Source organism: Brachybacterium tyrofermentans (assembly GCF_014897585.1).
GTDB lineage: Bacteria > Actinomycetota > Actinomycetes > Actinomycetales > Dermabacteraceae > Brachybacterium > Brachybacterium tyrofermentans.
In genome coordinates this window covers 24,474-51,442 of sequence record NZ_JABUXW010000029.1, presented here as the reverse complement: position 1 = coordinate 51,442, position 26,969 = coordinate 24,474, and the positions used below count along the sequence as shown (strand labels likewise).

Annotated in this window: 21 protein-coding genes and 1 tRNA gene; 12 read left to right on the top strand and 10 right to left on the bottom strand. The window is 71.0% G+C overall.

Going from position 1 to position 26,969, the window contains the following annotated elements; all coding sequences use genetic code 11:
* Positions 1–132: 132 nt before the first annotated feature.
* Complete coding sequence (locus INT49_RS17545) at positions 133–1,788, bottom strand: DNA repair helicase XPB (RefSeq protein ID WP_193119041.1); 1,656 nt, start codon at positions 1,786–1,788, stop codon at positions 133–135.
* An 88-nt stretch (positions 1,789–1,876) separates the two neighbouring features.
* The gene (locus tag INT49_RS17540) at positions 1,877–2,947 is read right to left on the bottom strand and encodes a hypothetical protein (protein WP_226850854.1); all 1,071 of its coding nucleotides are present in this window, start codon (positions 2,945–2,947) and stop codon (positions 1,877–1,879) included.
* Positions 2,948–3,343: 396 nt separating this feature from the next.
* Between INT49_RS17540 and gndA the strand changes: the two genes are divergently transcribed.
* Entirely contained in the window at positions 3,344–4,804 is a 1,461-nt protein-coding gene (gene gndA / locus INT49_RS17535; RefSeq protein ID WP_193119040.1) for an NADP-dependent phosphogluconate dehydrogenase, read from the top strand.
* Positions 4,805–4,941: 137 nt separating this feature from the next.
* On the opposite strand, the gene INT49_RS17530 is transcribed toward gndA, so the two are convergent.
* Together INT49_RS17530 and INT49_RS17525 are read right to left on the bottom strand one after the other, a co-directional pair.
* On the bottom strand, positions 4,942–5,226 hold the full coding sequence (locus INT49_RS17530) for a hypothetical protein (protein ID WP_193119039.1): 285 nt from the start codon (positions 5,224–5,226) through the stop codon (positions 4,942–4,944).
* Positions 5,227–5,394: 168 nt separating this feature from the next.
* Positions 5,395–7,557 (bottom strand): helicase-associated domain-containing protein, encoded by a 2,163-nt coding sequence (locus INT49_RS17525; protein WP_193119038.1) that lies wholly within the window; start codon positions 7,555–7,557, stop codon positions 5,395–5,397.
* Positions 7,558–7,625: 68 nt separating this feature from the next.
* Here INT49_RS17525 and INT49_RS17520 point away from each other — a divergent pair.
* Both INT49_RS17520 and INT49_RS17515 read left to right on the top strand, forming a co-directional pair.
* Positions 7,626–7,699 (top strand) — tRNA-Leu (locus tag INT49_RS17520).
* Positions 7,700–7,841: 142 nt separating this feature from the next.
* Positions 7,842–8,576 (top strand): YggS family pyridoxal phosphate-dependent enzyme, encoded by a 735-nt coding sequence (locus tag INT49_RS17515; protein ID WP_193119037.1) that lies wholly within the window; start codon positions 7,842–7,844, stop codon positions 8,574–8,576.
* Positions 8,577–8,666: 90 nt separating this feature from the next.
* Here INT49_RS17515 and INT49_RS17510 read toward each other — a convergent pair whose 3' ends face one another.
* Both INT49_RS17510 and INT49_RS17505 read right to left on the bottom strand, forming a co-directional pair.
* Complete coding sequence (locus INT49_RS17510) at positions 8,667–9,677, bottom strand: phosphotransferase family protein (protein ID WP_319021688.1); 1,011 nt, start codon at positions 9,675–9,677, stop codon at positions 8,667–8,669.
* A gap of 4 nt (positions 9,678–9,681) precedes the next feature.
* Positions 9,682–10,785 carry an ROK family transcriptional regulator gene (locus INT49_RS17505; protein ID WP_193119035.1) on the bottom strand — a complete coding sequence of 368 codons (1,104 nt, stop codon included), beginning with the start codon at positions 10,783–10,785 and terminating at the stop codon, positions 9,682–9,684.
* Between the two features lie 273 nt (positions 10,786–11,058).
* On the opposite strand from INT49_RS17505, the gene INT49_RS17500 reads away from it, so the two are divergent.
* The 4 genes from INT49_RS17500 (at position 11,059) to cls (ending at position 16,381) form a co-directional block, all read left to right on the top strand.
* On the top strand, positions 11,059–12,378 hold the full coding sequence (locus INT49_RS17500; RefSeq protein ID WP_193119034.1) for an MFS transporter: 1,320 nt from the start codon (positions 11,059–11,061) through the stop codon (positions 12,376–12,378).
* A 231-nt stretch (positions 12,379–12,609) separates the two neighbouring features.
* The gene (locus INT49_RS17495) at positions 12,610–13,743 is read left to right on the top strand and encodes a trans-sulfuration enzyme family protein (protein WP_193119033.1); all 1,134 of its coding nucleotides are present in this window, start codon (positions 12,610–12,612) and stop codon (positions 13,741–13,743) included.
* Between the two features lie 163 nt (positions 13,744–13,906).
* Positions 13,907–14,791: a Bax inhibitor-1/YccA family protein gene (locus INT49_RS17490; RefSeq protein WP_193119032.1), complete on the top strand. Its 885-nt coding sequence runs from the start codon at positions 13,907–13,909 to the stop codon at positions 14,789–14,791.
* A 102-nt stretch (positions 14,792–14,893) separates the two neighbouring features.
* Positions 14,894–16,381, top strand: a complete 1,488-nt coding sequence (gene cls / locus INT49_RS17485; protein ID WP_193119031.1) for a cardiolipin synthase — start codon at positions 14,894–14,896, stop codon at positions 16,379–16,381.
* Between the two features lie 63 nt (positions 16,382–16,444).
* Here cls and INT49_RS17480 read toward each other — a convergent pair whose 3' ends face one another.
* Together INT49_RS17480 and INT49_RS17475 are read right to left on the bottom strand one after the other, a co-directional pair.
* The gene (locus tag INT49_RS17480) at positions 16,445–17,212 is read right to left on the bottom strand and encodes a hypothetical protein (RefSeq protein WP_193119030.1); all 768 of its coding nucleotides are present in this window, start codon (positions 17,210–17,212) and stop codon (positions 16,445–16,447) included.
* Positions 17,209–18,138, bottom strand: coding sequence for a hypothetical protein (locus INT49_RS17475; RefSeq protein WP_193119029.1), 930 nt, complete (start codon positions 18,136–18,138; stop codon positions 17,209–17,211). Before INT49_RS17475 ends, INT49_RS17480 begins: the two co-directional genes overlap by 4 nt.
* Before the next feature lie 296 nt (positions 18,139–18,434).
* Between INT49_RS17475 and thiD the strand changes: the two genes are divergently transcribed.
* Positions 18,435–19,313 carry a bifunctional hydroxymethylpyrimidine kinase/phosphomethylpyrimidine kinase gene (gene thiD, locus INT49_RS17470; protein WP_193119028.1) on the top strand — a complete coding sequence of 293 codons (879 nt, stop codon included), beginning with the start codon at positions 18,435–18,437 and terminating at the stop codon, positions 19,311–19,313.
* A 36-nt stretch (positions 19,314–19,349) separates the two neighbouring features.
* Here the strand turns inward: thiD and INT49_RS17465 are convergent, their stop codons facing one another.
* Complete coding sequence (locus INT49_RS17465; protein ID WP_193119027.1) at positions 19,350–20,576, bottom strand: glycoside hydrolase family 3 protein; 1,227 nt, start codon at positions 20,574–20,576, stop codon at positions 19,350–19,352.
* 76 nt (positions 20,577–20,652) lie between these two features.
* Here INT49_RS17465 and INT49_RS17460 point away from each other — a divergent pair, with 76 nt between their 5' ends.
* The 4 genes from INT49_RS17460 (at position 20,653) to INT49_RS17445 (ending at position 26,036) form a co-directional block, all read left to right on the top strand.
* Positions 20,653–21,258 (top strand): hypothetical protein, encoded by a 606-nt coding sequence (locus tag INT49_RS17460; RefSeq protein ID WP_193119026.1) that lies wholly within the window; start codon positions 20,653–20,655, stop codon positions 21,256–21,258.
* Positions 21,255–23,453, top strand: coding sequence for a prolyl oligopeptidase family serine peptidase (locus INT49_RS17455; protein ID WP_193119025.1), 2,199 nt, complete (start codon positions 21,255–21,257; stop codon positions 23,451–23,453). Before INT49_RS17460 ends, INT49_RS17455 begins: the two co-directional genes overlap by 4 nt.
* Complete coding sequence (locus INT49_RS17450) at positions 23,450–24,871, top strand: alpha/beta fold hydrolase (protein ID WP_319021687.1); 1,422 nt, start codon at positions 23,450–23,452, stop codon at positions 24,869–24,871. Before INT49_RS17455 ends, INT49_RS17450 begins: the two co-directional genes overlap by 4 nt.
* Positions 24,872–25,154: 283 nt before the next feature.
* A complete protein-coding gene (locus tag INT49_RS17445; protein ID WP_193119023.1) occupies positions 25,155–26,036 on the top strand; it encodes a hypothetical protein in 882 nt (293 codons plus the stop codon).
* A 110-nt stretch (positions 26,037–26,146) separates the two neighbouring features.
* Here the strand turns inward: INT49_RS17445 and INT49_RS17440 are convergent, their stop codons facing one another.
* Positions 26,147–26,935, bottom strand: coding sequence for a phosphotransferase (locus INT49_RS17440; protein WP_193119022.1), 789 nt, complete (start codon positions 26,933–26,935; stop codon positions 26,147–26,149).
* Between the last annotated feature and the right edge of the window lie 34 nt (positions 26,936–26,969).

Below are 26,969 nucleotides of genomic sequence, written 5' to 3'. Positions count from 1 at the left end.
AACACCGGCAACGACGCCGGTCGCCCCCGCTCACAACCCCGATGAAACATCGAGGCTAGCGATTCCGAGGGCGCGTTCCGGGAACGCACAGCTCGGGAGTCGTCAGCTCGGGAGTTCTCAGCTCGGGAGTTCTCAGCTCGCGTCGGCCGGGGCGCCGAGCTGGTCGGCGTCCATGATCGTGTACGCATACCCCTGCTCGGCGAGGAAGCGCTGGCGGTGCGCCGCGAAGTCCTGGTCCTGCGTGTCGCGCATGACGACCGTGTAGAAGTGCGCGGTGCGGCCGTCAGCCTTCGGGCGCAGCAGTCGACCCAGGCGCTGAGCCTCCTCCTGGCGAGAGCCGAAGGCGCCGCTGACCTGCACGGCGACGGATGCCTCCGGGAGATCGATCGAGAAGTTCGCGACCTTCGAGACCACCAGACGGGTCAGCTCCCCGGCACGGAAGGCGTCGAACAGCTCCTGGCGGCGGCGCACCGGGGTCTTGCCGGTGATGAGCTCGGCATCGAGGTGGGCGGCGAGCTCCTCGAGCTGGTCGATGTACTGACCGATCACCAGCATCGGCTCGCCCTCGTGCCGGGCGGCGATCCGCTCGACCACGGCGTTCTTCGCCGGATGCGCCGCCCCCAGCCGGGCCCGGTCGGAGGCCTCGGCCATCGCATAGGCCATGCGGTCGTCGGCCGGCATCGCGACCCGCACCTCGGTGCAGTCCGCAGGGGCGATATAGCCCTGGGCCTCGATGTCCTTCCACGGGGCGTCGTAGCGCTTGGGGCCGATCAGGGAGAACACCTCGCCCTCGCGGCCGTCCTCGCGCACGAGCGTCGCGGTCAGGCCCAGCCGGCGGCGGGCCTGCAGATCGGCGGTCATGCGGAAGACGGGCGCGGGCAGCAGATGGACCTCGTCGTACACGATGAGACCCCAGTCGCGGGCGCTCATGAGCTCGAGATGGGGGTGGATGCCCTTCCGCTTCATCGTGAGCACCTGGTAGGTGGCGATGGTGACGGGACGGATCTCCTTGCTGGCTCCGGAGTACTCGCCGATCTCGTCCTCGGTGAGGTCGGTGCGGCGCAGCAGCTCGCTCTTCCACTGCCGCGCGGAGACCGTGGAGGTGACGAGGACGAGGGTGGTGCGCTGCATCGCCGCCATCGCGGCCGCGCCCACCAGGGTCTTCCCGGCGCCGCAGGGGAGCACGACGACCCCGCTGCCGCCATGGCGGAAGCCGTCCACAGCCTCGGCCTGGTAGGGCCGCAGCTGCCAGTCGTCCTCCCGCAGCGCGATGGCATGGGCCTCGCCGTCGACGTACCCGGCCTGATCCTCGGCGGGCCAGCCGAGCTTGAGCAGCGCCTGCTTCAGCGCACCGCGCTCGGAGGGGTGCACGAGCACGGTCGACTCGTCGAGGCGCTCGCCGAGCATCCCTTGGATCCGCTTCGCCCGGGAGACCTCCTCGAGCACCGCGCGGTCCAGGGCGTGGAGCACGAGCCCATGGGTGGGGTCCGAGCGCAGCTGCAGGCGGCCGTAGCGGTCCATGGTGTCCGCGACGTCGATGAGCAGCGAGTGGGGGACCGGGTACCGGGAGTTGTCCACGAGGGCGGCGACCACGGATTCCGCGTCATAGCCCGCGGCCCGTGCGTTCCACAGACCGAGGTCGGTGATGCGGTAGGTGTGCACGTGCTCGGGAGCCCGTTCGAGCTCGGCGAAGGCGGCGATCGAGGCGCGGGCGGACTGCGCCTGCGGATGTCCCACCTCGAGCAGGAGGGACTTGTCGCTCTGGACGATGAGGGGGCCGTCGGTCATCCCCTCAGGCTACGCCGCAGATGCGGACGGACGACGGGCCGACGGGGTGTGCCGGGACACGCCCCATCGGCCGTCGGGGAATTGCGGCTCAGCCCTTCGCGGGGTCGGGCAGCTCGCGGCGGTTCAGCCGCTCGTACATCCCGAACTCGAAGAGCACGACGAACGGGATCAGGGCGATGATCGAGATGATCAGCATGCCCGCCACGGAGCTGATCACGGAGATCACGAGATACGCGACGATCGAGGTCCCGAGGTTGTTCTTGACCAGGGAGAAGCTCTCCTTGACCGCGGCGAACGGCGAGGCGCCGCGCGCGGCTGCCGGGATCGCGAACATGAGCATCACGGCGGCGATCAGGCCCGGGATGTAGAACAGGAGGAAGCCGACGAAGGTGATGGCGCCCACCAGCAGAGCGGTGAGGATGACGCGGAACGGGCCGATGAGCGCCTGACCGATGCTCGGCCGTCCGCCCTCGAGGATGATCTCGGCGCTGCGCACGGAGCCCGACTGCCACAGCAGCCCGAAGGGGACGGTGAGCAGTCCGGCGCCGAAGAAGATCGCATAGAACAGCAGGAGAGTGCCGACCGGTACCTCGTCGGACGCTCCGGCGGTCTCCATCGCGGGGAGCATCGCGGCGAAACCACCGGCGAATCCACCGATGAGGATCACGGTGGCGATGGCACCGTAGATCAGCCCGGCGACCAGGAACGGGACCCAGTTGCGCAGCAGGGCGTTGCCGGCGAACTTCAGGGCGGCACCCAGGTCGGAGCCGAGGTCCTGACCGGGAGCGGGAACGCCCGATCCGACCTGGCCGTCCTGCAGACCCCAGGCGGCATCGTGCGAGGGTCCGGGCTGGCCCGTCGGGCCTGCCGGCGCCGGCTGCCCGTAGGCCCCGCTGGGAGACGGCTGGCCGTACGCGGCCGCAGGCGACGGCTGGCCGTATCCCGAGGCGGGTGACGACTGGCCGTAGGGGTCCGCAGCGGACGTCTGGCCGTATGCCCCGGCGGGCGACGGCTGGCCGTACGACCCACCGGACTCAGGCTGGTCGTAGGGCGCGGCGGACGAGGGCTGCCCGTAGTCGCCGGCCGGGGAGGGCTGGCCGTACGGGCTCGCGCCGCCCGGCTGGGCAGATGGTTCGTGCGGGGGCGGGGGGACTGTCATGTGTCTGGTCTCTCTCGCGGTCGCGGCGTCCCGGCCTGTGCAGGCCGGTCCTCAGGGGCCGAAGCGGATCGGCTCGCGGCGCCGTTCCCGGCGCCAGCAGGTACACGATACGAAACGTTCGGCCCCGGCGATACCCGACGAATGGACGACGCACGGTGACCGACGGCGGGATCCCGGCTGTCCGGACCTCGCCGTCCCGCGGCGCTTCTGAGGGCATTCAGCAGGCCCCGCGGCGGGCGCACCGTGCCCTGCACCACGGCAAGCCCTGGCACGTGGGGCTACCCCCGCGCGCTTTTCATTAGAATGGGCCGTGATGGACCGGGCCCCGCAGTGCGTCGACGTCCTCGGCGCAGCGGTCCGGCCCGGCTCGACAGTCACCTGATCTGAGGAGAACCCATGGCTAGCTTCGCTCCGTCCCCCGCCGATGTCGCGGACATCGGTGTCACCGGAATGGCGGTGATGGGCTCCAACCTGGCCCGTAACTTCGCCCGCAACGGCTTCAAGGTCGCCCTCCACAACCGCAGCGTCGGCAAGACCGAGAAGGTCATGGACGACCACAGCGCCGACGGCGAGTTCTACCCCTCGGAGTCCATGTCGGACTTCGTCGCCTCCCTGCAGAAGCCGCGCGTCGCGATCATCATGGTCAAGGCCGGCAAGCCGACCGACGCCGTGATCGACGAGCTCGCCTCCCTCATGGAGGAGGGCGACATCATCGTCGACGCCGGGAACGCCCTGTTCGGCGACACCCGCCGTCGTGAGGCCGATCTGCGCGAGAAGGGCCTGCACTTCGTGGGCTCCGGCGTCTCCGGTGGCGAGGAGGGCGCCCTCAACGGCCCCTCGATCATGCCCGGCGGCACCAAGCAGTCCTACGAGCGCCTCGGCCCGATGCTCGAGAAGATCTCGGCGCACGTCGACGGCGAGCCCTGCTGCACCCACGTCGGTGCCGATGGAGCCGGCCACTTCGTGAAGATGGTCCACAACGGCATCGAGTACGCCGACATGCAGGTCATCTCCGAGGCCTACGACCTCATGTCCAAGGCGCTGGGCAAGAACGCCGGCGAGATCGGCGACGTGTTCGCCGAGTGGAACAAGGGCGACCTCGAGTCGTTCCTCATCGAGATCACCGCCGAGGTGCTCCACCACACCGACGTCACCTCCGGCAAGCCCTTCGTGGACGTCATCCTCGACCGCGCCGCCCAGAAGGGCACCGGCGCCTGGACCGTGCAGACGGCCCTGGACCTCGGCGTCCCGGTCACCGGCATCGCCGAGGCCACCTTCGCCCGCTCCGTCTCCGGCTCCACGCCGCAGCGCGAGGCCGGCCTCAAGGTGCTCCCCGCCGAGGCGCAGACCCTCGAGATCGCCGACGAGGCCCAGTTCATCGACGACCTGCAGAAGGCGCTCTACGCCGCGAAGCTGGTCTCGTACTCGCAGGGCTTCGACGAGATCGCCGCGGGCGCCGAGGAGTTCGGCTGGGACATCGACCTCGGTGCGATGGCTCGCATCTGGCGCGGTGGCTGCATCATCCGCGCCCGCTTCCTGAACCGCATCACCGAGGCCTACGAGCGCGACGCGAAGCTGCCGCTGCTGCTCTCGGACGAGTACTTCACCACCGAGATCGCCAAGTGCATCCCGGCGTGGCGTCGCGTGGTGGCCTTCGCGGCCGCCAGCGGCTACCCGGTGCCGGTGTTCGCCTCGACCCTGTCGTACTACGACGCGGTCCGCTCCGAGCGCCTCCCCGCGGCCCTCGTCCAGGCCCAGCGCGACTACTTCGGTGCGCACACCTACCAGCGCGTCGACGCCGAGGGCACCTTCCACGTGGAGTGGTCCGAGGACCGTCGCGAGACCAAGCAGGACTGATCCGCCACGGAGCGGACGATCGGTCGTGACCGTCCGTCCGCTCCGCGCTAGGACATGACGAAGGCCCGGACCATATCGGTCCGGGCCTTCGTCATGCTGCGGGTGATCGACGGCGCCTCAGCGCCTCGATCCGCAGATCAGTAGGTGTTGACGCTCGCGGAAAGCCCTCCGGTGGCGATCACGATCACGATCAGGATGATGTAGAGGATCCAGATGATCGCGAAGACGATCCAGCCCCACTTGTAGAGCTTGTTCGCCAGCGGGAGGTCCGTATCCGCCTTGACCAGGCCCACGATGGCGAGGGCCAGGACGATGAGGTTGCCGCCGCAGAGGATCGAGACGATCAGCTGGACGATCCACTTGGTCTTCTTGACGGGGGCGCCTCCGGTCGGCGCGGCAGGAGCGAAGTTCGGGTCGGTCATGATGGTGGTCCCTTCGAGGTTCCTAAGGGTTGAGTCCCCTGAACGTTTCATCAGTCGCCGCGGAGATCCCGCTCGACGTCGAAAGAGATCATAACCCTGGGAATACCCTGATGCGCCATGGGCAGAAGTCCCCACGCCGGTGGTCCGCCACGACGGCGGCGTCCTGGATCAGCCAAGCGTCACCCGGTGCACGAGCACCGTGAACTCCTCCGGGCTCCCCGACTCACGGGCCCGCAGCCGCCCGCCCTCGAGGGACAGCGCGTGCACCTGCTTCGCGACCACGCCGCCGCGGCCGTCGACGATCCCGATCGCGATCTCGCTCTCCTGCGCGATCGCCTCGAGCAGACGGTCGGTGACCGACAGGTCCGTCGCGCCGGCCTCCGCCGCCCGGATCCGGCCGACGGCCTCGAGGGCCGGGACCCGCAGGTCGGGCCCGTCGACGGTGACCAGGTCGGGGTCGACCGGACCGCCGGGAAGGGAGTGCGCGAGCTCGGGCCCGGCTGCGCTGCCGTCGGGCCCCACTGCCTGCGGGGAGAGACCGGCCGTGCGTGCCAGCTGCAGGGCGAAACCGGGATCCGAGAGGGTCACGGCGACGGTCGGTGCCAGGCGGCGCAGGGAGAGGGCTGACGCCTCGGGGGCGACCTGGAGGAGGTCGAGCACCTCGGGGTCCGCCGTGAGCACGGTGGTGGCCCGGGAGATCTGGACCCGCCCGTGTCGACGCTGCTCGTCCTGCAGCAGGTAGCTCAGACCCTGCGGGATCGGCGAGCGCGAGGCGCTCTCCAGCAGGGCGAGCAGGGCCTCCGCGTCCCGCCCCGAGCCGAGGGCCCGACGGACGGAGGCGGTGCTGAACCGCAGCGTGAGCGCACCTCCGCGGGAGACGACCTCGGCCCAGTCCAGCAGGGGCAGCAGACGCTCGGCGGGGCGACCGGGCACGACGACGGTGAGGTCGGCATCCAGCAGCACCTCGTCCACCGGGGCGGGGGCCGCCTCCTGCAGGGCTCCGGCGAGACGGGCATCGGCCTGGGTGACGTCCTCGTCCAGCGCGAGCACCAGCTCCTGGCCGAGCACCGTCAGCGCCCCGTCGTCGAGCACCCCGAGCGCTTCACCCTCCACCAGCACCGCGGCGGTCTCCTCCTCGATCACGTCGGCCGGGACCAGAGGGAACGCCCAGGCCAGCGAGAGCGCCAGGGAGTCCTCCTCGACGCTGAGGCCGGGGCAGGTGCGCAGGGCGCGCAGCAGGCTGCCGCGGCGCGTGCGCACGCCGTCGCGGCGGGTGAGGTCCGAGAGCAGCGAGCGGTTCGCGCCCGCGGCGTCGGGGGTGCCGACGACGGCTGCGAGATGGTGGCCGAGTGCCCAGGCGAGGACCAGCTCGGCCCAGCGCTGCTCGGCCGGTTGGATGCGGTGGGCGTCCCAGTCCCGGGTGGGATGCCATTCCTGCCCGTCGTGGCCGATCAGTCCGGCCTGCCAGGCGGATTGCAGCACGGTGGCGTAGTTGAGGGTGGAGGTGCCGGCGCGATCGGCGAGGCGGCGCAGGTCACGCTGGGGAAGCCCACCCTTGCGCAGCACTCCCGGCGGGTCCTCGTCGAAGCCGCGCACGGTCCCCAGCAGTCGCAGCGCCTCGAAGGCCCGCTCGACGGCCTGGGCCGAGCGGGAGCCCGGGATGCTCTCGGTGAGCGCGGGCCCGGTGGGGGAGCGGCGCAGCGCCGCATGGCTGCGGTGCACGCGACCGCCGCGGAGCGCCAGCTGGACGGTGCGGGGGATGTGCAGCGTGCCCTCGCCGTCGGCCACGACGATGCCGGCACCCTGCAGGGCGGCGGCGAGGCGGCCGCGGCCCTCCACGGTCGACGGGCCCCAGGCCAGGGTCTCGAGCACCTCGGACAGGGTCTCGCGCGCGGCATCCACCCGGCGTTCCGCCTCGGCCGGTGTCGGGTCGTCCGGGGTGGCAGGGGCGAGGCCCGCCGGGGCGCGGAGACCTTCGCGCAGCGGGCGGATCAGGTGCAGCTCGTCCTCGCCCCAGACCAGGGCGAGGGTGGTCAGGCGCTCGAGGCCGGGGGAGATGGTCGCCGGATCCGAGGAGACCGCCGCCGCGAGGTCCGCCGGTGAGGAACCGTCGTCCAGCACGGCGAGCGCTTCGACCAGATGCAGCTCCGGGAGGGTGAGCGCTCCGAGCGCCCGACGCGCCGAGGTGGCGCCGGCGGCACGGGCCGCGAGGGGGCCCAGCCCCTTGGGAACGGGCGAGGCGAGATCCGGTCGGGCGAGGAGCAGCGCCTCGAGGCGGTCGTCGCCGAACCGTCGCAGGGAGTCCGCGAGGGACCGGATCACAGCGGTCATGGTGCAATCCAGCATAAAGTGATTCTGCAGTGCTCAGTGCACGCGGTCCGGATGGATCATAGGGACCAGCCCCCATAGCCCAATCGGCAGAGGCGGCCGCCTTAAAAGCGGCACAGTGCGGGTTCGAGTCCCGCTGGGGGCACGAGGTTCCCGGAGCGGAACCCGATCAGGTCGTGGAGTCGGACAGGTCCCGGGAACCCGACCGGTCCCAGGAGCGGGACCGTCCAGGGAGCCGGTCCTGCCCGATTCCCGGGGACGACTCGTTCCGGGCCACAATGGAGGGCATGACCGCAGACTCCTCCGCCTCCGATCAGCTCGCCGCCCGCCTCGACGGGGTGCTCGCGCGCCTCGACGACGCCGCAGAGCGCAGCGGGCGCGATGGTCGGGCGATCACCCTGCTGCTGGCCACCAAGACGCGCACGCCGCAGGAGATCGCCACGGCGATCGAGATGCTGAGGGAGCGCGGCCGGGAGATCGCCGTGGGGGAGAACCGGGCTCAGGAGATCGCCAAGCACGCCGATCCGCTGCTCGTGGACAACGGGGTGCCACGGCACTTCATCGGCCGACTCCAGACCAACAAGGCCCGTGACGTGGTCGCGTTCGCCGAGCTGATCCACAGCGTGGACCGCACGGACATCGCCGACGCGCTCGAGCGCCGCGCCGATATGGCCGGCCTGGTGCGCGATGTGCTCGTGCAGGTCAACACCTCGGGGGAGGAGTCCAAGGGAGGATTCGCCCCGACGCTGGAGGCCGTCGGCCCGATCCTCGATCGTCTGCGCGCGAGCGAGCATCTGCGGCCCGTGGGCCTGATGACCATCGGCGCCAACACCAGCGACGCGGACCAGGTGCGGGCCTCCCTGCGCGGGCTGCGGGAGCTGCGGGACCAGGCCCGTGAGAAGTGCGATCTGCCGGAGCTCGAGCAGCTGTCGATGGGCATGAGCGGCGATCTCGAGATCGCCGTCGAGGAGGGCGCGACCATCGTGCGCGTGGGCTCGGCGATCTTCGGCGCGCGCGCCTGACCGGAACCGCGCCGGACCCAGGGCCCCGCCTGACCGGAGCCGCGCCGGACCCAGGGCCCCGCCTGACCGGAGCCGCGCCTGACCGACGGCCTACTCCACGAGCCCGTCCAGCTGGCTCAGGACGTCGTCCAGGTGGCTCTGGCCGCGGAGCAGACGGGTGAGGCGGCCGTGCGCGGTGCTGCGCGGGCCGGGCTCCGGGTGGTGCGCGTAGATCGCGAGCTCCATGGTGAGGTCGTAGACGGCCAACCGCTCACGCAGGTGCTCGCGCTCGAACAGCTCCGGATAGGTGCCGTGCAGCCAGCGGGGGACCTCCGCGAGAGCGGATCTCTCGAGCCCGTGCCCGCCAGGCGTGGGCGGGAACTCCTCTGACCTCGCGCACCAGCGCAGGAGGGTGTCGAGCTCGGCATCGGCCGCCTGGGCCGATGCCTCCGCGAAGTCGATGAGCCCGATGACGCGCCCCTGGTCGACCATCACGTTGGATCCGTGCAGATCGCCGTGGACGAGCACGGGGCGGTCCTCGGCGAACAGCCCCATCCGCTCCTGGAGCCACGCGGCGACGTCCGCGAGCAGGCGCGGGTCATGACCGGGCCGTCGCCGAGCGGCCTCGACCTGCGCCGGCGCGGCGCTGACGAGGGGCGGGTGGTACGCAGGCCACGGCTCGCCGGCGAGCGCATCGACCAGCCACGGCGGCAGCAGGCTCTCCGGCACCGGCATCTGGTGCAGGGCTCGCAGCGCCGAGCCGAGACTCTCGATCAGGGCGCGGCGCGTGGACGGGTCCGCCTCCGGCCACGCCGCATGCAGGGTGCGGCCGGGCAGGCGTTCGGAGACGTACCACGGGCCGTCGGGGCCGTCCCCGTGCGCGATGTGCGGGGCGTGGGGGACCTCGGTGCCCTCGAGCAGGCCGACGACCGCGGCCTCGTGGCGGTAGGCGTCGCGGAACCGCCCATCGCTCAGCCGGACCACGTGGTGCTCGCCGACCCACGCGCGGCTGACCCAGCCGTGTGTGGGGAGGTAGCGCCCCCGAGCCGGCAGGCCGGCGGCGGTCAGCGCCCTCCGCAGCGCCGGATCGGCGACGGGCTCGCCCTCGGGCGCCGTGGTCACCACCTCAGGACCCGGGGCCGACGAGCGCCTGGGGGTTCCCGTACTCGTGCTCGAGGACCTCGCAGGCGGCGCCGACGGCGATGAGGTCGGTGCCGCGCGTGGAGAGCATGACCTCGACATGCACCCAGGGCTCGGCGTGCAGACCCTCGGCCAGCGCCGCGCGGATCGCGTTCATGGACGACTCATGGTGGGCGTAGACGGTGCGGCCGCCGAGGACCACACGGTCCACGTCGACCAGGCGCACGATGTCCACGACGATCGTGGCGAGCACCTGGGCGGCGAGGTCGTCGTCCCCGGCGGCGAGGGCGGCCTGGTACTCGGCCTGCGCGCAGCCGCGTCGGCCGCAGGTGCAGGGGGTCCCGCCCATCCGCACCACCGTATGGCCGGCCTCGCCGGCATGGGAGTGGGCGCCGCGCACGATCGAGCCGTCCAGGCACAGGCTCGCCCCGAGGCCGTCCTCGACCAGCACCAGGGCGGCGTCGTGGAGCAGGCCGGGCTGGGACCAGGTCTCGCCCACGAGCGCGGCGCGGGAATCGTGATCCAGGAGCACGGGGAGGCCCAGCTCCTCCAGGAGCAGGCGGCGGATCTCCGCCCCGCGCCAGGGATCGGGGTCGGAGGTCCCGCGGTAGACGCCCTCGGACCAGTCGACCGGACCGGGCATGCCCACCCCGGCGCCCAGCAGCACCCCGGGGCCCACCTCGGCGAGGGCGCGCGCCTCCGTGGCGAGGGTCTCGATCAGCTCGGGCACGGGCTGCAGGCGGCCGATCTCGAGCTCTCGGCGCTCAAGGATCTCGCCGCTGAGGTCCACGACCACGCCGTGCACCCGCGAACGGGTCAGGTGCAGGCCGATCGCCCGGCGGGAGGACGGCACGATGCGGTAGAGCGTGGTCGGCTTGCCGGGGCCCGCGGCGAGCGTGCCGGCCTCGGCGATCAGCCCTCGACCCATCAGGCGCCCCATGATCTTCGAGATCGCCTGGGGCGTGACCTGGAGCGCGTCGGCCAGCTCGGCCCGCGAGACGGGGTCGCCGCGGCGCGCGACGGCGAGCACGGCGGCGTCATGCGCGCCGGCGACGCGGTCCAGGGGAGTTGTCTGTCTCACGCCGGTCATCCTCGCACGTGGTCCGTGTCTCGGCGCGCTCGGGAGCCACGCCGGCGCCGAGCCGACGGCGGCAGAGGACCGGTGCCCGCGAGACTCGGCCGGGACCTGCAGGGACGGTGACAGACGGCGCTCAGCGCGGACGCGACGACTGGAGCGCGGGGGATATGTGATCCGCATCGGCCATGCAGCGTCTTGACGTAACGCAACAGCGTTGCCTTACTCTGGACGCCGGGTCGATGGAGCCCGCCCCTGAACATCCGCATCCGAAAGGTCGAGGCACTCATGACCACCATCGACAGCACCCGAAGCATCCGCACCGCCCCACCGCCGCTGACCCCCGCCCGCCGCCGCCTCGCGCTGCTCGCGATCGCCCTGGGCGGCTTCGGCATCGGCGCCTCCGAGTTCGTGTCCATGGGCCTTCTGCCCGGCATCGCGCACGGCCTGCTCGGCGAGCAGATGGCCGCCGACCCCGAGGGCGGCATCGCCAGGGCCGGCATCGCGATCACCGCCTACGCCCTCGGCGTCGTGGTCGGCGCTCCGGTCCTCGCCGTGCTCTCCGTGCGCTGGAGCCGGTCCTCGATGATCATCGCGCTCGCCGCGGCGCTCGCCGTCGGCACCGTGCTCTCGGCGGTCATGCCCACCTTCGAGCTGACCGTGCTCGCCCGCTTCGTCGCCGGCATTCCCCACGGCGCCTACTTCGGGGTCGCCTCCCTCCTGGCCGCCTCCCTCATGGGGCCCGGTAACCAGGGCAAGGGCGTGGCCCTCGCACTCTCCGGGCTCACGGTCGCGAACCTGATCGGCGTGCCCGTGCTCACCGCCGTCGGCCAGGCCGCCGGCTGGCGCGCCGTCTACCTCCTGATCACCCTGATCTTCGTGACCACCGTGGTGGCTCTGAAGCGCACCATTCCGCACGAGCCGAAGGTCGTCGGCCGGCGCATGGTCGAAGAGGTCGTGGCGCTGAAGCGCGTGCAGCTGTGGATCATCATGGGCATCGCCGCCGTCGGGTTCGCCGGTGGGTTCGCCGTGTTCAGCTACGTCGCCGACATCACCACCAAGGTCACCGGTGCCCCGGCCACCGCCGTCCCGTGGGTGCTCGCCGCCGCCGGACTCGGCATGACCCTCGGCAACGTCATCGGCGGTGCCGCCACGGACCGCTCCCTGAACAAGACCCTCCTGATCGGCTTCCCGATCTACATCGCCGCCCTCGTGGGCCTGTTCATGGTCGCGCACCTCTCGCTGGTCGCCCTGCTGGTCGGGTTCTTCCTCGTCAACGCGGCGAACTCGTCCCTCAACCCGGCGATGCAGACCTGGCTGATCCGCGTGGCCCACCGCTCCGAGGTGCTCGGCGCCTCGCTCAACCACGCCGCCTTCAACGTCGCCAATGCCCTCGGCGCCTCCCTCGGCGGCGCCGTGATCGCCGCCGGCTTCGGCTACGAGGCGCCGATGGTCGTCGCGATCGCGCTGGCCTGCGTCGGCTTCACCCTGGTGATCGGGACCCTGGTGGGCCTGCGGGTGCGTGCCCGTCGCACCCTCGAGGTCCTCAGCGAGCACGAGGACACCATGACCGGCTCGCTCCCGGTCGTCGAGCCCGTCTCCGTCTGAGAACCACCACCTGTCCGCCGGGGCCCGGCCTCTCCCGCAGGAGGGCCGGGCCCCGGCGCATCCGGTCGGCCCGACCGGCGCCCCGACTTCCGCCCCGGAGCTCGTCATACTCGGTCATCCGGCTCCTGACAGCGGAAACCCGCATGCCTACAGTGGAGTGGCGCCGAGCGACGGCGCCCGAGCTGCCCCGCCTCACCGGAGCCGCGCCGACGCAGAGACCGTGGAGGCCCCGTGCATATCCAGACCGCCGCCGTGCAGACCCTCCGGCACCATGAGCACGGTGCCGTGGTCCCGCCGATCCACCTCGCCTCGACGTTCGAGCTCGACCCGGGCCGCGAGGACGGCAGCTACGCCTACCAGCGCGGCGCCAACCCCACCCGGGCCCAGCTCGAGACCGTGCTGGCCACGCTCGACGGCGCCGCCCACGGCTTCGCCTTCGCCTCCGGCATGGCCGCCACGGCCGCCGCGCTGTCCACCCTCGAGGTGGGCGACGAGGTGATCCTGCCCGCGAGCGTCTACGGCGGCACCTACCGCTTCGTGGATCTGGTGCTGCCGGGCCGCGGCGTCACCGGCCGCTTCGTGGACGACCTCGGTGCGCTCACCGATGCGGACTTCACCCCCGCGACCAGGGCGATCTTCATGGAGACCCCGGCGAACCCGACGCTGCGGATCACCGACCTGCGCCGCCTCACCGAGCTCGCCCACCGCCATGGGGCGATCGTGATCGTCGACAACACCTTCATGACACCCGTGCTGCAGCGCCCGCTCGAGCTCGGAGCCGACGTCGTCGTCCAGTCCGCCACGAAGTACCTCGCCGGTCACTCCGACCTGCTCGCCGGCGCGATCACCACGAACGACGAGAGCCTTGCGGAGGCCTTCGCCCTCGCTCAGAAGGCGCAGGGAGGGGTGCTCTCCCCGGGGGACTCCTTCCGCCTGATCCAGGGCATCAAGACGCTTCCGCTGCGCCTGGAGCGCCAGCAGGCCAACGCGGTCGCGATCGTGGACCACCTGCGGGGCCATGACGACATCGCCCAGGTCTGGTACCCCGGCTCCCACAGCGAGGACGAGGCGCGCATCCATGCCGGACAGGCCACCGGCACCGGCGCGGTGCTCTCCTTCGAGCTCGCACCCGAGCTGGACCGCGTCGCCTTCCTGCGAGCCCTGCGCTATCCCGGATACGCCGTGAGCCTCGGCGGGGTGGAATCGCTGATCTGCCGCCCGGCGACCATGACCCACGAGGCCATGACGCCGCAGGCCCGGGAGAAGGCAGGCATCTCCGACGAGCTGCTGCGGCTGTCCGTCGGCATCGAGGACATCACCGATCTCCTCTCGGACCTCGACCAGGCGCTCGCCGAAGCCGGCTGACGGGCGCTCGCCGCCACCCGCAGAGGCGGCGCTCCTCGCGGAGAGCGGAGCGGGCTTCCAGCCCAAGCACGGGAAACGCCGATACAGTAGGGGAGTCGGCGCGCCAGGGAACGGTGCTCTCCGTCCCTGACGTCGGCCCACCATCTCTCTCGTGAGGAGCGCCATGGCACGCCACAACATCGTGTTCGGCCGTGACCAGGCCGTGCAGGGGCAGAACTACAGCGCCCCCCAGTTCGGTCAGTCGCAGAGCGGCCCGGCCCAGGGGACCCAATGGTCCCAGGGCTTCGACCAGCAGAGCCCCGACAACCTCGAGGCCATGTACAGCAGGCCGGCTGCGACCGGTCACGACACCGGCCGCATGACGATGCGCGACGCCCTGAACGCGATCACCGCGACCCTGGGCCTCATCGTCGTCGTCGGCTTCGCCGTCGGGATCACCCCGAAGTTGCTCGGCGCCGTCGCTGGCCCCGAGGGGCAGCAGCTGGGCTCCCTGGTCGCCGGGGGTGCCCTGGTCGTCGGTCTCATCGGCGGCCTGGTCATGGCGATGGTCAACATCTTCAAGAAGCAGCCCTCGGCGATCGCCGTGCTCGCCTACGCCGTGTTCGAGGGTCTTCTCCTCGGCGGCATCAGCGGGATCATGGAGCTCGCCTACCCGGGCATCGCCCTGCAGGCCGTGCTCGGCACCCTCGCCGTGGCCGGCACCGTGCTGGTGCTGTTCCGCGTGGGCGTGCTGCGCACCTCGCCGAAGCTCACCAAGATCGTCTCCGTGGCGATGGTCGCCTACCTGATCTTCGGCGTCGTGAACATCGGGTACCTGCTCATGACCGGGCAGAGCCTGCGCAACGGGCTGATCGGCCTGATCATCGGCGGCCTCGCCGTCGTCATGGCCTCGTACTGCCTCGTGATGGACTTCGAGGACGTCCAGCGCGCCGCGAACTCGGGCGCGCCGCGCAACTACGCCTGGCGCTGCGCCTTCGGGCTCGCCGCCACCATGGTGTGGCTGTACATCGAGATCCTGCGGATCCTCGCGATCCTCCGCGGCGACTGACAGCGTCGATCGGCGAGCGCTCCGTGCGCCGCCCGTATGCTGGAACGGCGGGTCCCCTCCTCGGGGGCCCGCCGTTCCGTTCCCGACAGAGAGGTGTTCCCGATGGCCGAGCTGTGGCAGTGGGTGCTCGACCACGGCGTCGTCGTCATCACGTACATCTTCTTGGCGATCGACGTGATCCTGCGGATCCTCGGCCTCGTGGTGGTCCCGCGGAACCGACGGCCCGGATCAGCCCTCGCCTGGCTGATGGCGATCATGATCTTCCCGCTCCTCGGCTTCCCGTTGTACCTGCTGCTGGGCAAGGCGCAGCTGCCGCGGAAGCGACGTGAGAAGCAGAAGGTCATCAACCGTCTGATGCATGTGCGGGCGCACGACATCCCCGACAGCGAGCTCGATGCCGATTCGCCGAGCTGGCTGCAGTCCGCGGTGAACCTGAACCGCGAGCTCGGCGCGTTCCCGCTCACCGGGAACAACTCTGCGGATCTCGAGATCGACTACGACACCTCGCTGTCCCGCATGGCCGAGGACATCCGCGCCGCCGAGAGCGAAGTGCACGTCCTGTTCTTCGCGATGGCTCTGGACACGACCACCCAGGACTTCTTCGATGCCCTCGCGGAGTCCGCCGCTCGTGGCGTGAAGGTCCGGGTGCTGTACGACCACTGGGCCTCGCTCACCCACGGCTCGGTCTACCGGGCGATGCGTCGCCACCTCGACGCCCACGGCATCGAGCACTACCCGATGATGCCGGTCAAACCCTTCCGCGACGGCGCCTTCCAGCGGCCCGATCTGCGCAATCACCGCAAGCTGCTGATGATCGACGGCCAGATCGGGTGGATGGGCAGCCAGAACCTCATCGCCGCGCACTACAACAAGCGGGCCAACATCCGTCGGGGTCTGCACTGGCAGGAGACGATGGCCCGGTTCCGCGGCCCCATCGTCTCGGAGATGAATCTGCTGTTCGCCACCGACTGGTACTACGAGTCCGCCGAGATGCTCTCCGAGGCCGACCTGGTCCAGGCCCCGGTCGACACCTCCGGAACCTACGAATGCCAGCTGGTCCCCAGCGGCCCGGGCTTCGTGTTCGAGAACAACCTCGCCCTGTTCAATCAGCTGTTCTACTCGGCGGACCGGCGCATCTGCGCGGTCAGCCCCTATTTCGTGCCCGACGAGTCGATGCTCGCCGCGATCGTGACCGCGGCGCGCCGCGGCGTCGAGGTCGAGCTGTTCGTCTCCGAGATCGGCGATCAGTTCCTGGTCTTCCATGCCCAGCGCTCCTATTACTCGGAGCTGCTCGCGGCAGGGGTGAAGATCTGGCTCTACCGGGCCCCGACCATCCTCCACGCCAAGCACGTCACCATCGACGACTCGGTGACCGTGATCGGCTCCTCCAACATGGACATCCGCTCGTTCCTGCTGGACATGGAGAGCTCGATGATGGTCGGCGGCACCGATTTCATCCAGAAGATGTACGACGTGGAGGACGTCTACCGTTCGCGCAGCCGGCAGCTGACGCTCGAGGAATGGGAGCAGCGGCCCGTGCCGATGCGGCTGCTGGACAACCTCTGCCGGCTCGCCTCGGCGGTGGTCTGAGCAGAAGAGCTCCGAGCAGGGCAACTCCGAGCCGGAGTGCTCTGAGCGGGGGAGCGGAGGCGGTCAGCTGCCCAGCCCGGTGAGGGATTCCAGGGCGGCATCAGCGGCCTCCTCATGGTCGGTGACGCCGACGGCGGTCTCGAGGGCGAGGGCGCTGGGACCCTGCTCGGTCTCGAGCACCACTACGACGATCTCGGTGGCGTCGGTCTTCTCGAGGTCGTCGGAGCCGAAGTTCACGATGGCCCGGGTGGTGTAGCCGGGCATCCCGGCGATGGTCACCGGGGTGGTGGTCTCCTCGTCCCAGGTGCGCTCGCGGGCACGGTTGTCCCCCCAGTCGCCGTCCGTGAAGAAGCATTTCGCGATCTTCTGGGAGGCGATCTCGTTGCCCGGGTACTCGACGCCGGGCTGCCAGTCGACGGCGCCGACCGTGATCGTCGAGATCCATCCCTCCTCGACCAGCGCGGTCGCGACCTGGGTGTCATTGAGGAAGGAGGCGGGCCCGGCGCTCTCACGGCCGTCGAACACGGCCGGCGGGATGAACTGGAGGCCACCGCCGAGCAGCTTCCCGGAGGGGTTGGTGGAGGCCCGCTCGTACTCGGGGGTGTAGCAGCGCTCCTCGACGACTTCCGTCGGGGTGGGCGACTCGGACTCCGTCGACGTCGTGGAGGCGCTGGAGGAGGCGCTCTGGCTGTCGGGGCCGCTGCTCGCAGCGGGCCGCAGCACCAGATAGGCCACGGTGGCGCCGACGATGAGCAGGAACACGAGCGCGAAGGAGAGCCCGCCGAGCAGCAGAGCGTTGCCTCGGCCACCGCCGGTCTGCCGGGTCGTCATTCGACGACCTCGAGGCTGGCGATGATGTCGGCGAGCTCCTGGACGTGCTCAGGCTGGTCGGCCGCGACGTCGCTGGCCAGGGCGCTGGGCCCGTCGGGTCCTTCGACCACGATCGCCGTCACCACCGAGGAGTCCGTGGTCGCGAGGATCTCGGGGTCCTCGAAGTGGTAGGTGGCCTGCACGATCCACGCCTGATGGCCGTCGACTGTCATGACCTCGGAGCGGTAGTCGGTGACCTTCGGGTGGTCGCCGAAATAGGCGACGACCCCGGAGGTGGTCGCGTAGCACTGGAAGATCGCGACCGCGGCCTTCTCGAGCCCGGGATAGCCGCCCTCCTCGTCCGACCAGACCACCCGACCGAGGTTCACGACGCTGAACCAGGAGTTCTCGACCTGTCGTCCCTGGGCGTTGACCTCGGACATATAGGGGAGGTCACCGGAGCCCCACGGGTAGTCCCAGGTGTCGGGGATCGTGTACTGGAGATCGCCGCCGCGGATCGTGCCGGGGTCCGAGGACGGGGGCGAGCCGGGGTCGCTCGGGAAGGTGCAGTCCGTGGTCGGCTTCTCGGTGAAGATCGGCGGAGGGGGAGCGAGGTCGGGGTCCTCGGGATCGGGCACGTACTCCGACTGGCCGCCGGCGGTCCGGTCACCGGTCTTGAACGCGGTGGGATCGCCCTCGTCGAGCACGGAGCGGAACACCGTCTGCGAGAGCACGAGGGCGATGACGGCGAGCAGCACGACCCCGGAGCCGACGACGGCCAGCACGGTTGCCAGGGTCCGGTGGCGGGCCCGCTCTCCGGGCTCGCCCAGGGTCACGCCGTTCTCGGCAGGCCCCGTCCCGGACAGCTCATGCGGATCGTGATCGCTGAAGTCGGGCAGGCCGGAATCAGGCGACCGCTGATCGTCGCTGTGCGGATCCTGAGTCATCGCCACCTCCCCGGCGCGGAGGGCCCCTGCCCCGTCGAGGGATCCCTGAAGAGGACCCCGTGTCCCCGGGTGATTCTCGCATGCGACGCCCGGCGTTCCTGAACCGGGACGACCCGCGGGACGGACCTGCCTCGACCAGCGGGATCGACGGTGCCGCGATCGGCGGGCCGGGCAGCAGCACGAGGAGCGGGGCCACCAGCAGGTCCAGGTCACGACGAGCAGGTGCGATTGATACTCTCCGGGCACAGGCCGACGGAGACCTCGCTCCGGTCCCGGCACCGATAGATGGAGTCCGCATGCGCCCACCCCTCGTCCTGACGATCGCCAGCTCCGATTCCGACGGGGCCTCCGGCCTCCAGGCGGATCTGAAGACCTTCACGGCGCTCGGTGCCTATGGGGCGAGCGCCGTCACCATGGTCTCGACGGTGAACTCGCAGGGGCTCCGCGGCATTCACTATCTGCCCGGAGATGTGGTGCGCAGCCAGATCGATGCCGTCGCCACGGACCTCCTGCTCGACGCCACCAAGATCGGTGCCCTGGGCAGTGCGGCCGTGGTCGAGGCCGTCGCGGAGGCGGTGCGCGAGCACTCCGGGTCGCTGGGACGTCTCGTGCTGGATCCGGTGATGGTGGGCAGCGACGGTTCGGCGCTGATCTCCGCGGAGGGCGCGACGGCGCTGCGCGACTCCCTGCTGCCGCTGGTCGATGTGCTCACCCCGAACATGGCGGAGGCGGCTCAGCTGCTGGGCCGGCCGCTGGCCACCTCGATCGACGAGATGCGGGAGCAGGCGCTGGCCCTCCAGGCGCTCGGACCGCGGGCCGTGCTCATCACCGGCGGACGGCTGGAGCACGACGACGCGGTCGACGTCCTCGTGCACCCCGGCGGCACCGATCTGCTGCGGGCGGAGCGCGTGGCCGGACGGTTCGTGCGCGGCGCCGGGTCGACCCTCTCGGCCGCGATCACGGCGCAGCTCGCCCGGATCGAGGAGTTCAGCCGCGCCGGGGAGCTCGGCGAGATCGGCGATGCCGGCAGCCAGGACGACCTCGTGACCATCGTGGCCTCGGCCCGGGAGTTCCTCGCGAGCGCCATCGAGAACGCGCAGGGCTGGAAGGTCTCCCGTCACAGCGGGACCGGCTACAGCCCCTTGAACCACCTGATCACGCTCGACAAGGCCTGATCGCTCGACAGGGCCTGATCGCTGAGCCCGGCCTGATCACTCAGCCGTGAGCAGCCCGAGCTGCTCCTTGAGAGCGAGCACGCGCAGCACGGACTCCTTGACGCGCGCCAGGTTCGCGGGATCCTCCGCGGCCCACGCCTCGAGCGCGTCGACCAGCTGACCGGTGAGCGAGGCGTCGGCCGTGATCACCACGTCTCCGCCGGCGGCGAGCGGACGGGTGGCACGCTCGGCGACGGGAACGTCGGCGACGGCCTGAGCGGCCCCGATGTCGTCCGTGATCACGAGCCCGGTGAAGCCGAGCTGGTCGCGCAGCAGGTCCTGGATCGCGGCCCGCGAGAACATGGCGGGCACGCCCTCCTCGAGCTGCGGGTAGATCGCCGAGGACATCATCACCAGCTGTGCGCCGGCGTCGATCCCGGCGGAGAAGGAGCCCAGGAACGGATCGTCGGGCCCGGTGACGGTGTCCTCGATGCCCTCGGCCGAGAAGTCGGTGTTCTCGCGGACCCTGCCCAGGCCCGGGAAGTGCTTGAGGGTCGCCGCCACCCCCTGGGCATCCAGCGCCTCGACGGCGGCTGCGACGCACTCGCCCACCTGCTCGGGCTCCGTGCCGAAGCCGCGGTCCAGCGTGCCGACGGGCCCGTTGCCGTCGCCCAGCGCGGGATCCACGACGTCGGCGACGGGGGAGAAGGCCACGTGGATGCCGAGAGCGGCGAGGTCCTCGCCGATGCTCGTGTACGCCTCGGCGACGGCGTCCGTGCCGTCCTTCCCGAGGGATTCGGCCGACGGGGTATTCCGGGCGGCATCCCCGCGCAGCATCCTCACCTGCCCGCCCTCCTGGTCCACGGCGATCAGCGGGGGCAGGTCGGGGCGGGAGCCCTCCTGGGCGGCGTCCACCGCGGCGTCCACCGCGTCGGCGCTCTCCCACACCTGCAGCAGGAAGATCCCGCCGGCGTGATGCTCCGCGAGCACCTCGCGAGGGATCTCGGTGCCCGCCGGGATGCCGACCAGCACCAGCTGCCCGGCCAGCTCCCGCGGCTCGAGCTCCTCGAGCAGCAGCTCGGCGGCCGTCGGTGGATCCTCGGTCGGCTCGGTCGTGGGGTCGTCGGTCGGGCCCCCGCCGTCCGAGCCGTCCGCCGAGCCGGTGCCGCCGTCCGAGGAGCCGCCGGAATCGCCGTTCCCGTCCGTCGCCGGATCCTCCCCGGGAGTGGTGCAGGCGGCGAGGGCGGCCGTCGGGGCCAGGGCCAGGAGATGACGTCGTCGCATGGCGCCAGTGTTCCATGCCGACCCCTGCCCCAGGATGCTGTGATGTGCGGCACCGGACGCCCCGTAGGGTGGCCCCATGAACACCGAGACGTCGCCGCGGGAGCACCCCCGAGCTGCCTCGATAGAGTCCGGGACCGGCACCGCGCTGGAGACCTGGGTGCAGCGGATCACCGAGGCCGGTGGTCCCGATCTCGACCACGCCGCCATCGCCCGCCTGCTGCCCGAGCGCTGGGACATCACCGAATGGTGGGCGCAGGGCGTCACGGTCGCCTATGAGCAGGTCATCGGCCGACGGGTGGTGGGACAGAGCTGCGACGGCGATTTCTCCGCCTCCGCCTCCCGGACCGTCCCGGGGGACATCGACGCCGTGCGCGACCGCTGGGCGACATTCATGACGCCCGCGCGACGAGAGCAGCTGGGACTCGAGGAGCCCCGCCTCAGCGACACTGCGACCTGGCGCTATTGGCGCGCCGCGGTGGCCGACGGGAGCCGCATCTCCGTGAACATCACGGCGAAGAGCAGCCCGGCCGGACGCACCTCGACCGAGCCCCGCAGCACGCTCGGCATCGAGCACAAGGGCCTGGAGACGGCAACCGGCCGCGACGCCTGGAAAGCCGCCTGGAGCCGGACCCTCGCAGACTTCACGACCTCCCCCGACGACCTCCTGAAGGAGACCCGATGACCGACGCCGCCTCGCCGAGCCCATCCGCCGCCCCGCAGGGCACCTCTGCCGCGCAGCTCCCCGCCCCCGACGGCTCCTCCGATCCCCACGAGTGGCTCGAGGACGTGACCGGGGAGAAGGCCCTGGCCTGGGTGCGCGAGCACAACGCCGCCGCGGAGTCCGAGCTCGACGCGGTGCGCGATCCCCGCGGATCCGACGCCGACGAGGCACCGCTCGCGCAGACCCTGCAGCGCGAGATCCTCGAGATCCTCGACGCGACGGACAGGATCCCGGGCGTGGTGCTGCGCGGCGAGCATCTCTACAACTTCTGGACCGACGGCGAGCACGAGCGCGGGCTGTGGCGCCGCACCACGCTGGAGTCCTACCGCACGGACGCCCCCGACTGGGAGATCCTGCTGGACGTCGATGCGCTCAACGAGGCCGAGGGCGAGGACTGGGTGTGGCACGGCGCGAGCCTGCTGCGCCCCGTCGGCCTCGAGGACGGGGAGCCCTATCGGCACGCCCTGATCGACCTCTCCCACGGCGGCTCCGACGCCGACGTCACCCGCGAGTTCGACCTCGAGACCCTCTCCTTCGTGCCCGAGGCCGAGGGCGGGTTCTTCCGCCCCGAGGCGAAGGGGAGCCTGAGCTGGATCGACGTCGACACGGTCTGGGCCTCGACCGATTTCGGCGAGGGCACCATGACCAGCTCGGGCTACGCGCGCCAGGCGCGCCTGTGGACCCGCGGCACCCCGCTGGACGAGGCACTTCTGGTGCATGAGGTCGCCGAGAACGACATGGCCGTGTTCGCCGCCCACGACTCCACCCCCGGCTGGGAGCGGGACTGGGTGATCGAGGCGCACGCCTTCTACGACAACAGCGTCCACGTCGTGGATCGGGGACAGGAGCCCCCGGCGCTCACCACCCTCGACGTCCCCCACGATCTCGAGGCCAACGCGCACCGCGACCTGGGCATCTTCAGTCCGCGCAGCGACTGGGAGATTGACGGGACGACCTACCTGTCCGGCTCTCTCGTCGTCGGTGACTTCGACGGCTTCCTGCGCGGCGAGCCCGAGCTGCACGTGCTGTTCGAGCCCACCGAGAGCACGTCGCTGGAGGGGATGACCATCACGAAGACCGCGGTGGTGCTCTCGATCCTCGAGGACGTCGTGCACCGCCTGGAGGTCCACACCCGCGACGAGGACGGCGCCTGGGTGAGCCAGGACCTCTACCCCGAGCTGCAGGGCTCGATCGGGGTGGCGGCGGTCGACTCGGACGTCGACGACCGGATCTGGGTGACCGTGACCGGCTTCATCGAGCCCACCACGCTGCACCTGGGTGATCTCTCGGAGGTCGCCGGCGGTGGCGAGCCCGGCGAGCTCGAGATCATCAAGTCCACCCCGGCCCGCTTCGACACCACCGGCCTGGAGGTCAGCCAGCACTTCGCGACCAGCGATGACGGCACCCGGATCCCGTACTTCGAGATCTCGAGCACCGACGCCGTGGAGTCGGAGCGGCCCTCGCCGACCCTTCTGTACGGGTACGGCGGCTTCGAGATCTCCCTGACTCCGAGCTACCTCGGCGCGATCGGCAAGGCCTGGCTGGAGCGCGGCGGTACCTACGTGCTGGCGAACATCCGCGGCGGCGGCGAGTACGGGCCGCGCTGGCATCAGGCGGCGCTCAAGGAGAACCGTCATCGTGCCTACGAGGACTTCGCCTCGGTGGGACGGGACCTCGTGGAGCGCGGCGTCACCGACCGGGACCATCTGGCGGTGCGCGGCGGCTCCAACGGCGGCCTGCTCACCGGGAACATGGTCACCCAGTACCCCGAGCTGTTCGGGGCGGTCATCATCCAGGTGCCGCTGCTGGACATGAAGCGCTACAACCATCTGCTGGCCGGTTACTCCTGGATGGCCGAGTACGGCGACCCGGACACCGAGGACTGGGAGTACATCCGCACCTTCAGCCCGTACCACCTGCTGCGCGAGGACACCGAGCAGCCGTATCCGCCGACCTTCCTGCTCACCTCCACCCGCGACGACCGGGTCCATCCCGGTCACGCCCGCAAGTTCACGGCCGCGATGGAATCCCTCGGCGCGGATGTGCGCTCATGGGAGAACACCGAGGGCGGGCACGGGGGAGCGGCCACCAACGAGCAGGCGGCCCGGATGAACGCCCTGCTGTACACGTTCCTGTGGAACACGATCGGCTCGTGAAGCTCCCCGGCGTGCGCTCCACCGACCTCTTCGATCGTCCCGCGCAGGACGATCTGCTGCAGATCCGCAACGACCTGATGACGGTCTACCGCGAGATCTCGGCCGGCGACGAGCGTCTGTTTCCGCTGCGCTATGCGCGGACCGTCCCGCGCAGCACTTCGCTGCGACGGACGGCGTCGGCCGGAGCGCCGGTCGACGAGGTGACGGTCGACGGCGCCGAGCAGCCCGTGGCGGCAACGCCGGAGGTGCCCGTGCTGCTGCTCCCCGACGGGCCCGACCGGGCCTCGGTGCTGCCCTACGACGTGCTGCGTCGAAGCCTCGCCGGGCGCGGCCTCGACGTGCTCATGATGGAGCACCGGGGCGTGGGCCTCTCGCGCCTCGACGCGGAGGGTCACGACCTCCCGCCCCATGCCATGTCGCTGCGTGAGGTGCTCGGTGACGTGCTCGCGGTGCTGGACCATGCTCGGGCCCCGCAGGTCGCGCTGTACGGCGTGGGCTATGGCGCCTACTTGGCCCAGGCACTCGCCGTCCTGCACCCCGAGCGGGTGCATTCCCTCGTCCTGGATTCCCCGCTGACCAGTGCGGACGACGAGAAGATCGCGCAGGAGACGCTGCGAGCGATGTACTGGGACGGCACCGTGCCGGCCACCTCGACGACCGCGTCGTCCCTGCGTCGGCTCGTGGGGGAGGGCGTCGTGGACGGGTACCGCGCGGGTCCGGTGGTGCTGGCCGTCCATGAGCACGGCGGGCCGTCCGCCGTGCGGGACCTCGTGGACCTGCTCGCCCTGGGTCGCGGTCAGCTCACCTGGAACAGCGTGCGGCAGGTGCTGAACCGTGACTGGCTGCAGTCCACGCCGTACGTCATGGAGTACGACCTGACCGCCCGCATCCTCCACACCGAGCTCGGCGGCGGGCATCATGCGGACGGCGGTCCGCTGGATCCGCTGGTGATCTCCGGTGAGAAGTCCCGGACGGTGCCGCCGTTCACCGGTGAGGTGCTCGATCTGCACGAGCTCGCCCCGGCGATCACCGCCCCGACCCTGGTGATCACGGGGTCGCTGGATCTCATCTCCCCACCTCGGATCGCCCGGGAGCTCACGGCACGGATCCCCGGGGCTCGACTGCTCGAGGTCCCCGGGGCCGGCCACTCGATGCTCGACACCCGCAGCCAGATCACGCAGATCGCGGCCCGCTGGAGCGCCTGCGGGGCCGCGCATCTGCTGCCGGAGCACGCGCACGAGCTCGCGGCGCTCCCGGCGACGCCGACGGATCAGGCACTCTCCCGCGGCCTCCAGATCGCGCTGGCCGCAGAACGGTACTCGCCGTGGCGGATCCGCGTGGAGTCCGCCCGGGCGAAGCGGGAGCAGGCCCAGGTCGACCCCCGGTCCCGCCGCACCCGTCACGTGAAGCTCGACTGAACGGCTGTTACGGACCGGCCTGTCCGTCCCGGTCCCCTCGATCGACGGGGCCGCCTGTCGTCGGCCCGACATCCGAGACGTACGACCCGGCGATGAAGATTCGCAGGAAACTCTTCGAGGACGATGGATGATTTCTGCCCGGCGGTCTTCAGATCGGTGCGGGGCCCGCATACCCTGGAATCTGGTCGTGACCCGGGGAGCGCGATCGATGGCTCCCGGTCGTGGCCGGAGAGAAGCACCGCAGGACTGAACAGCATCACGATGGAACAGCACAGGGGGAACCATGCGTCGACGGGTGACGGGCGTGCGCAGCACGGACTCGCCGGCCTCGACGCCGCGGGTCTCGATCGTCCTGGCCGCTGCGAGCGTCGCCGCCGTCGGCGCCTTCACAGGCTTCGGCATCGCCGGTGTCGGGCCGCTGGCCGCGCTCGCCGGGGACCAGCAGGACGACCCGACCGTCGTCCAGGAGGTCACGCCGTCCGACGGCGGCGGAGCCGACAACGCCCCCACGCAGACGCCTGAGCCCGCGAGCCCCGGGACGACGACCGCCGACCCGTCGCCCGAACCGGACTCGCCGTCGCCCGAGTCGGATTCGCCGGACACGGACGCGGATTCGCCGACTCCGGAGTCGGAATCGCCTGCCCCGGAGACGGAGGAGCCGACCTCCGAGGCACCGGATGCCGAAGACCCGGACCCGTCGTCGGAGAACCCCGCCGAGGACGAACCCACGACCCCGGAGTCGACCGAGGACCCCGGTCCCGTCGGCCCCAGCCCTGTCGAGCCCGCTCCGCCGACCGATGACCAGAGCACACCCCCGGGCGACGGTGCAGGCGGCGAGGACGACGGAGACGACGGCAGCGACGGTGGCGGCTCGACGCCCAGCCCGACCGACCCGACCACGGAGCCGTCGACCGATCCGACTACTGATCCGACTACTGATCCGACTGCTGATCCGTCGACCGATCCGACCGATCCGTCTGAGCCGACTGAGCCGACTGATCCGACTGAGCCGACTGATCCGACTGATCCGACTGATCCGACGACAGCTGAGCCGACCGAGTCGCCGAGCGAGAGCCCGAGCTCGACCGATCCGGAAACCACCCCGTCCACAAACGATCCATCCACCGATCCCACCGATCCCACCGATCCCAGCGATGGCGGCTGAGGTCGCCCCAGGATCGATCGCTCCGACGCGCTCACCTCTCGAGGACGTCGCGAGCAGCCGACGGGCACCTCAACGACTGCACGATGACCTCCCCGTCGCGAGGGACACCGTCAGACCCCCAGCAGGTGAAGGATCTCGGCACGGTGCCGGATGATCCAGGCGGCGCTGCGTGAACGCCAGGCCAGCCGCCACGGCACGGAATCGTCCGTCGCCGCCTCGCCTGCCGAGATGTTCAGTCGCGTGGCCTCGTACGCCGTATCGCGGATCGCGTAGTCGCTCATGCCCTGCACGACCGCCGGCCAGAGCGCACGCTCCAGGCCGTATGCGTCCAGGAAGGCGCGCAGCAGCTCGACCTTCTCCTGGAGACTCGTCAGCGGAGCGACCGCGTCGACCTCGGGATCGTGGAACCGCATGGTCAGCCAGCAGGTGGCGGCGATCTCGTCGAGTCGCACGATCGGGCCCGCGAATTCCCAGTCGATCAGGGACACGGACTCCGCCGAGGTCACCAGGACGTTCCAGGGCCCCGTGTCGCCGTGCCCGATCACGATCTCGGAGAGGAAGGTGCTCTCGCTGAACGGGTCCGGGGCATGGGCCCGGAACTCGAACGGCTGCCACGCGTCGGTGGGCAGTGCGTCGAAGTCCGCGCCGGCGTCATGGAGCGAGCGCAGCAGGCGACCGAAGGACTCGACCTGATCGCGGTTCAGCACCACGTCGACCGCCGTGGTCCCTTCGACGAAGCTGACCTCGTCCAGCTCCGGCGACTGCTCTGCGAGCGGGACCGGCAGATCGTCCACTCGAGCGTCGGCGAGATGGGAGAGCAGCCGATGCACGGTGGTCGACCAGACCCGCCGATCACGCGACACGCTTCTCGAGGTCACCGAGACGAATTCGTCGGCCACAGGTTCTCCGTTCGGGGGAAGATGCTGAGGGTCC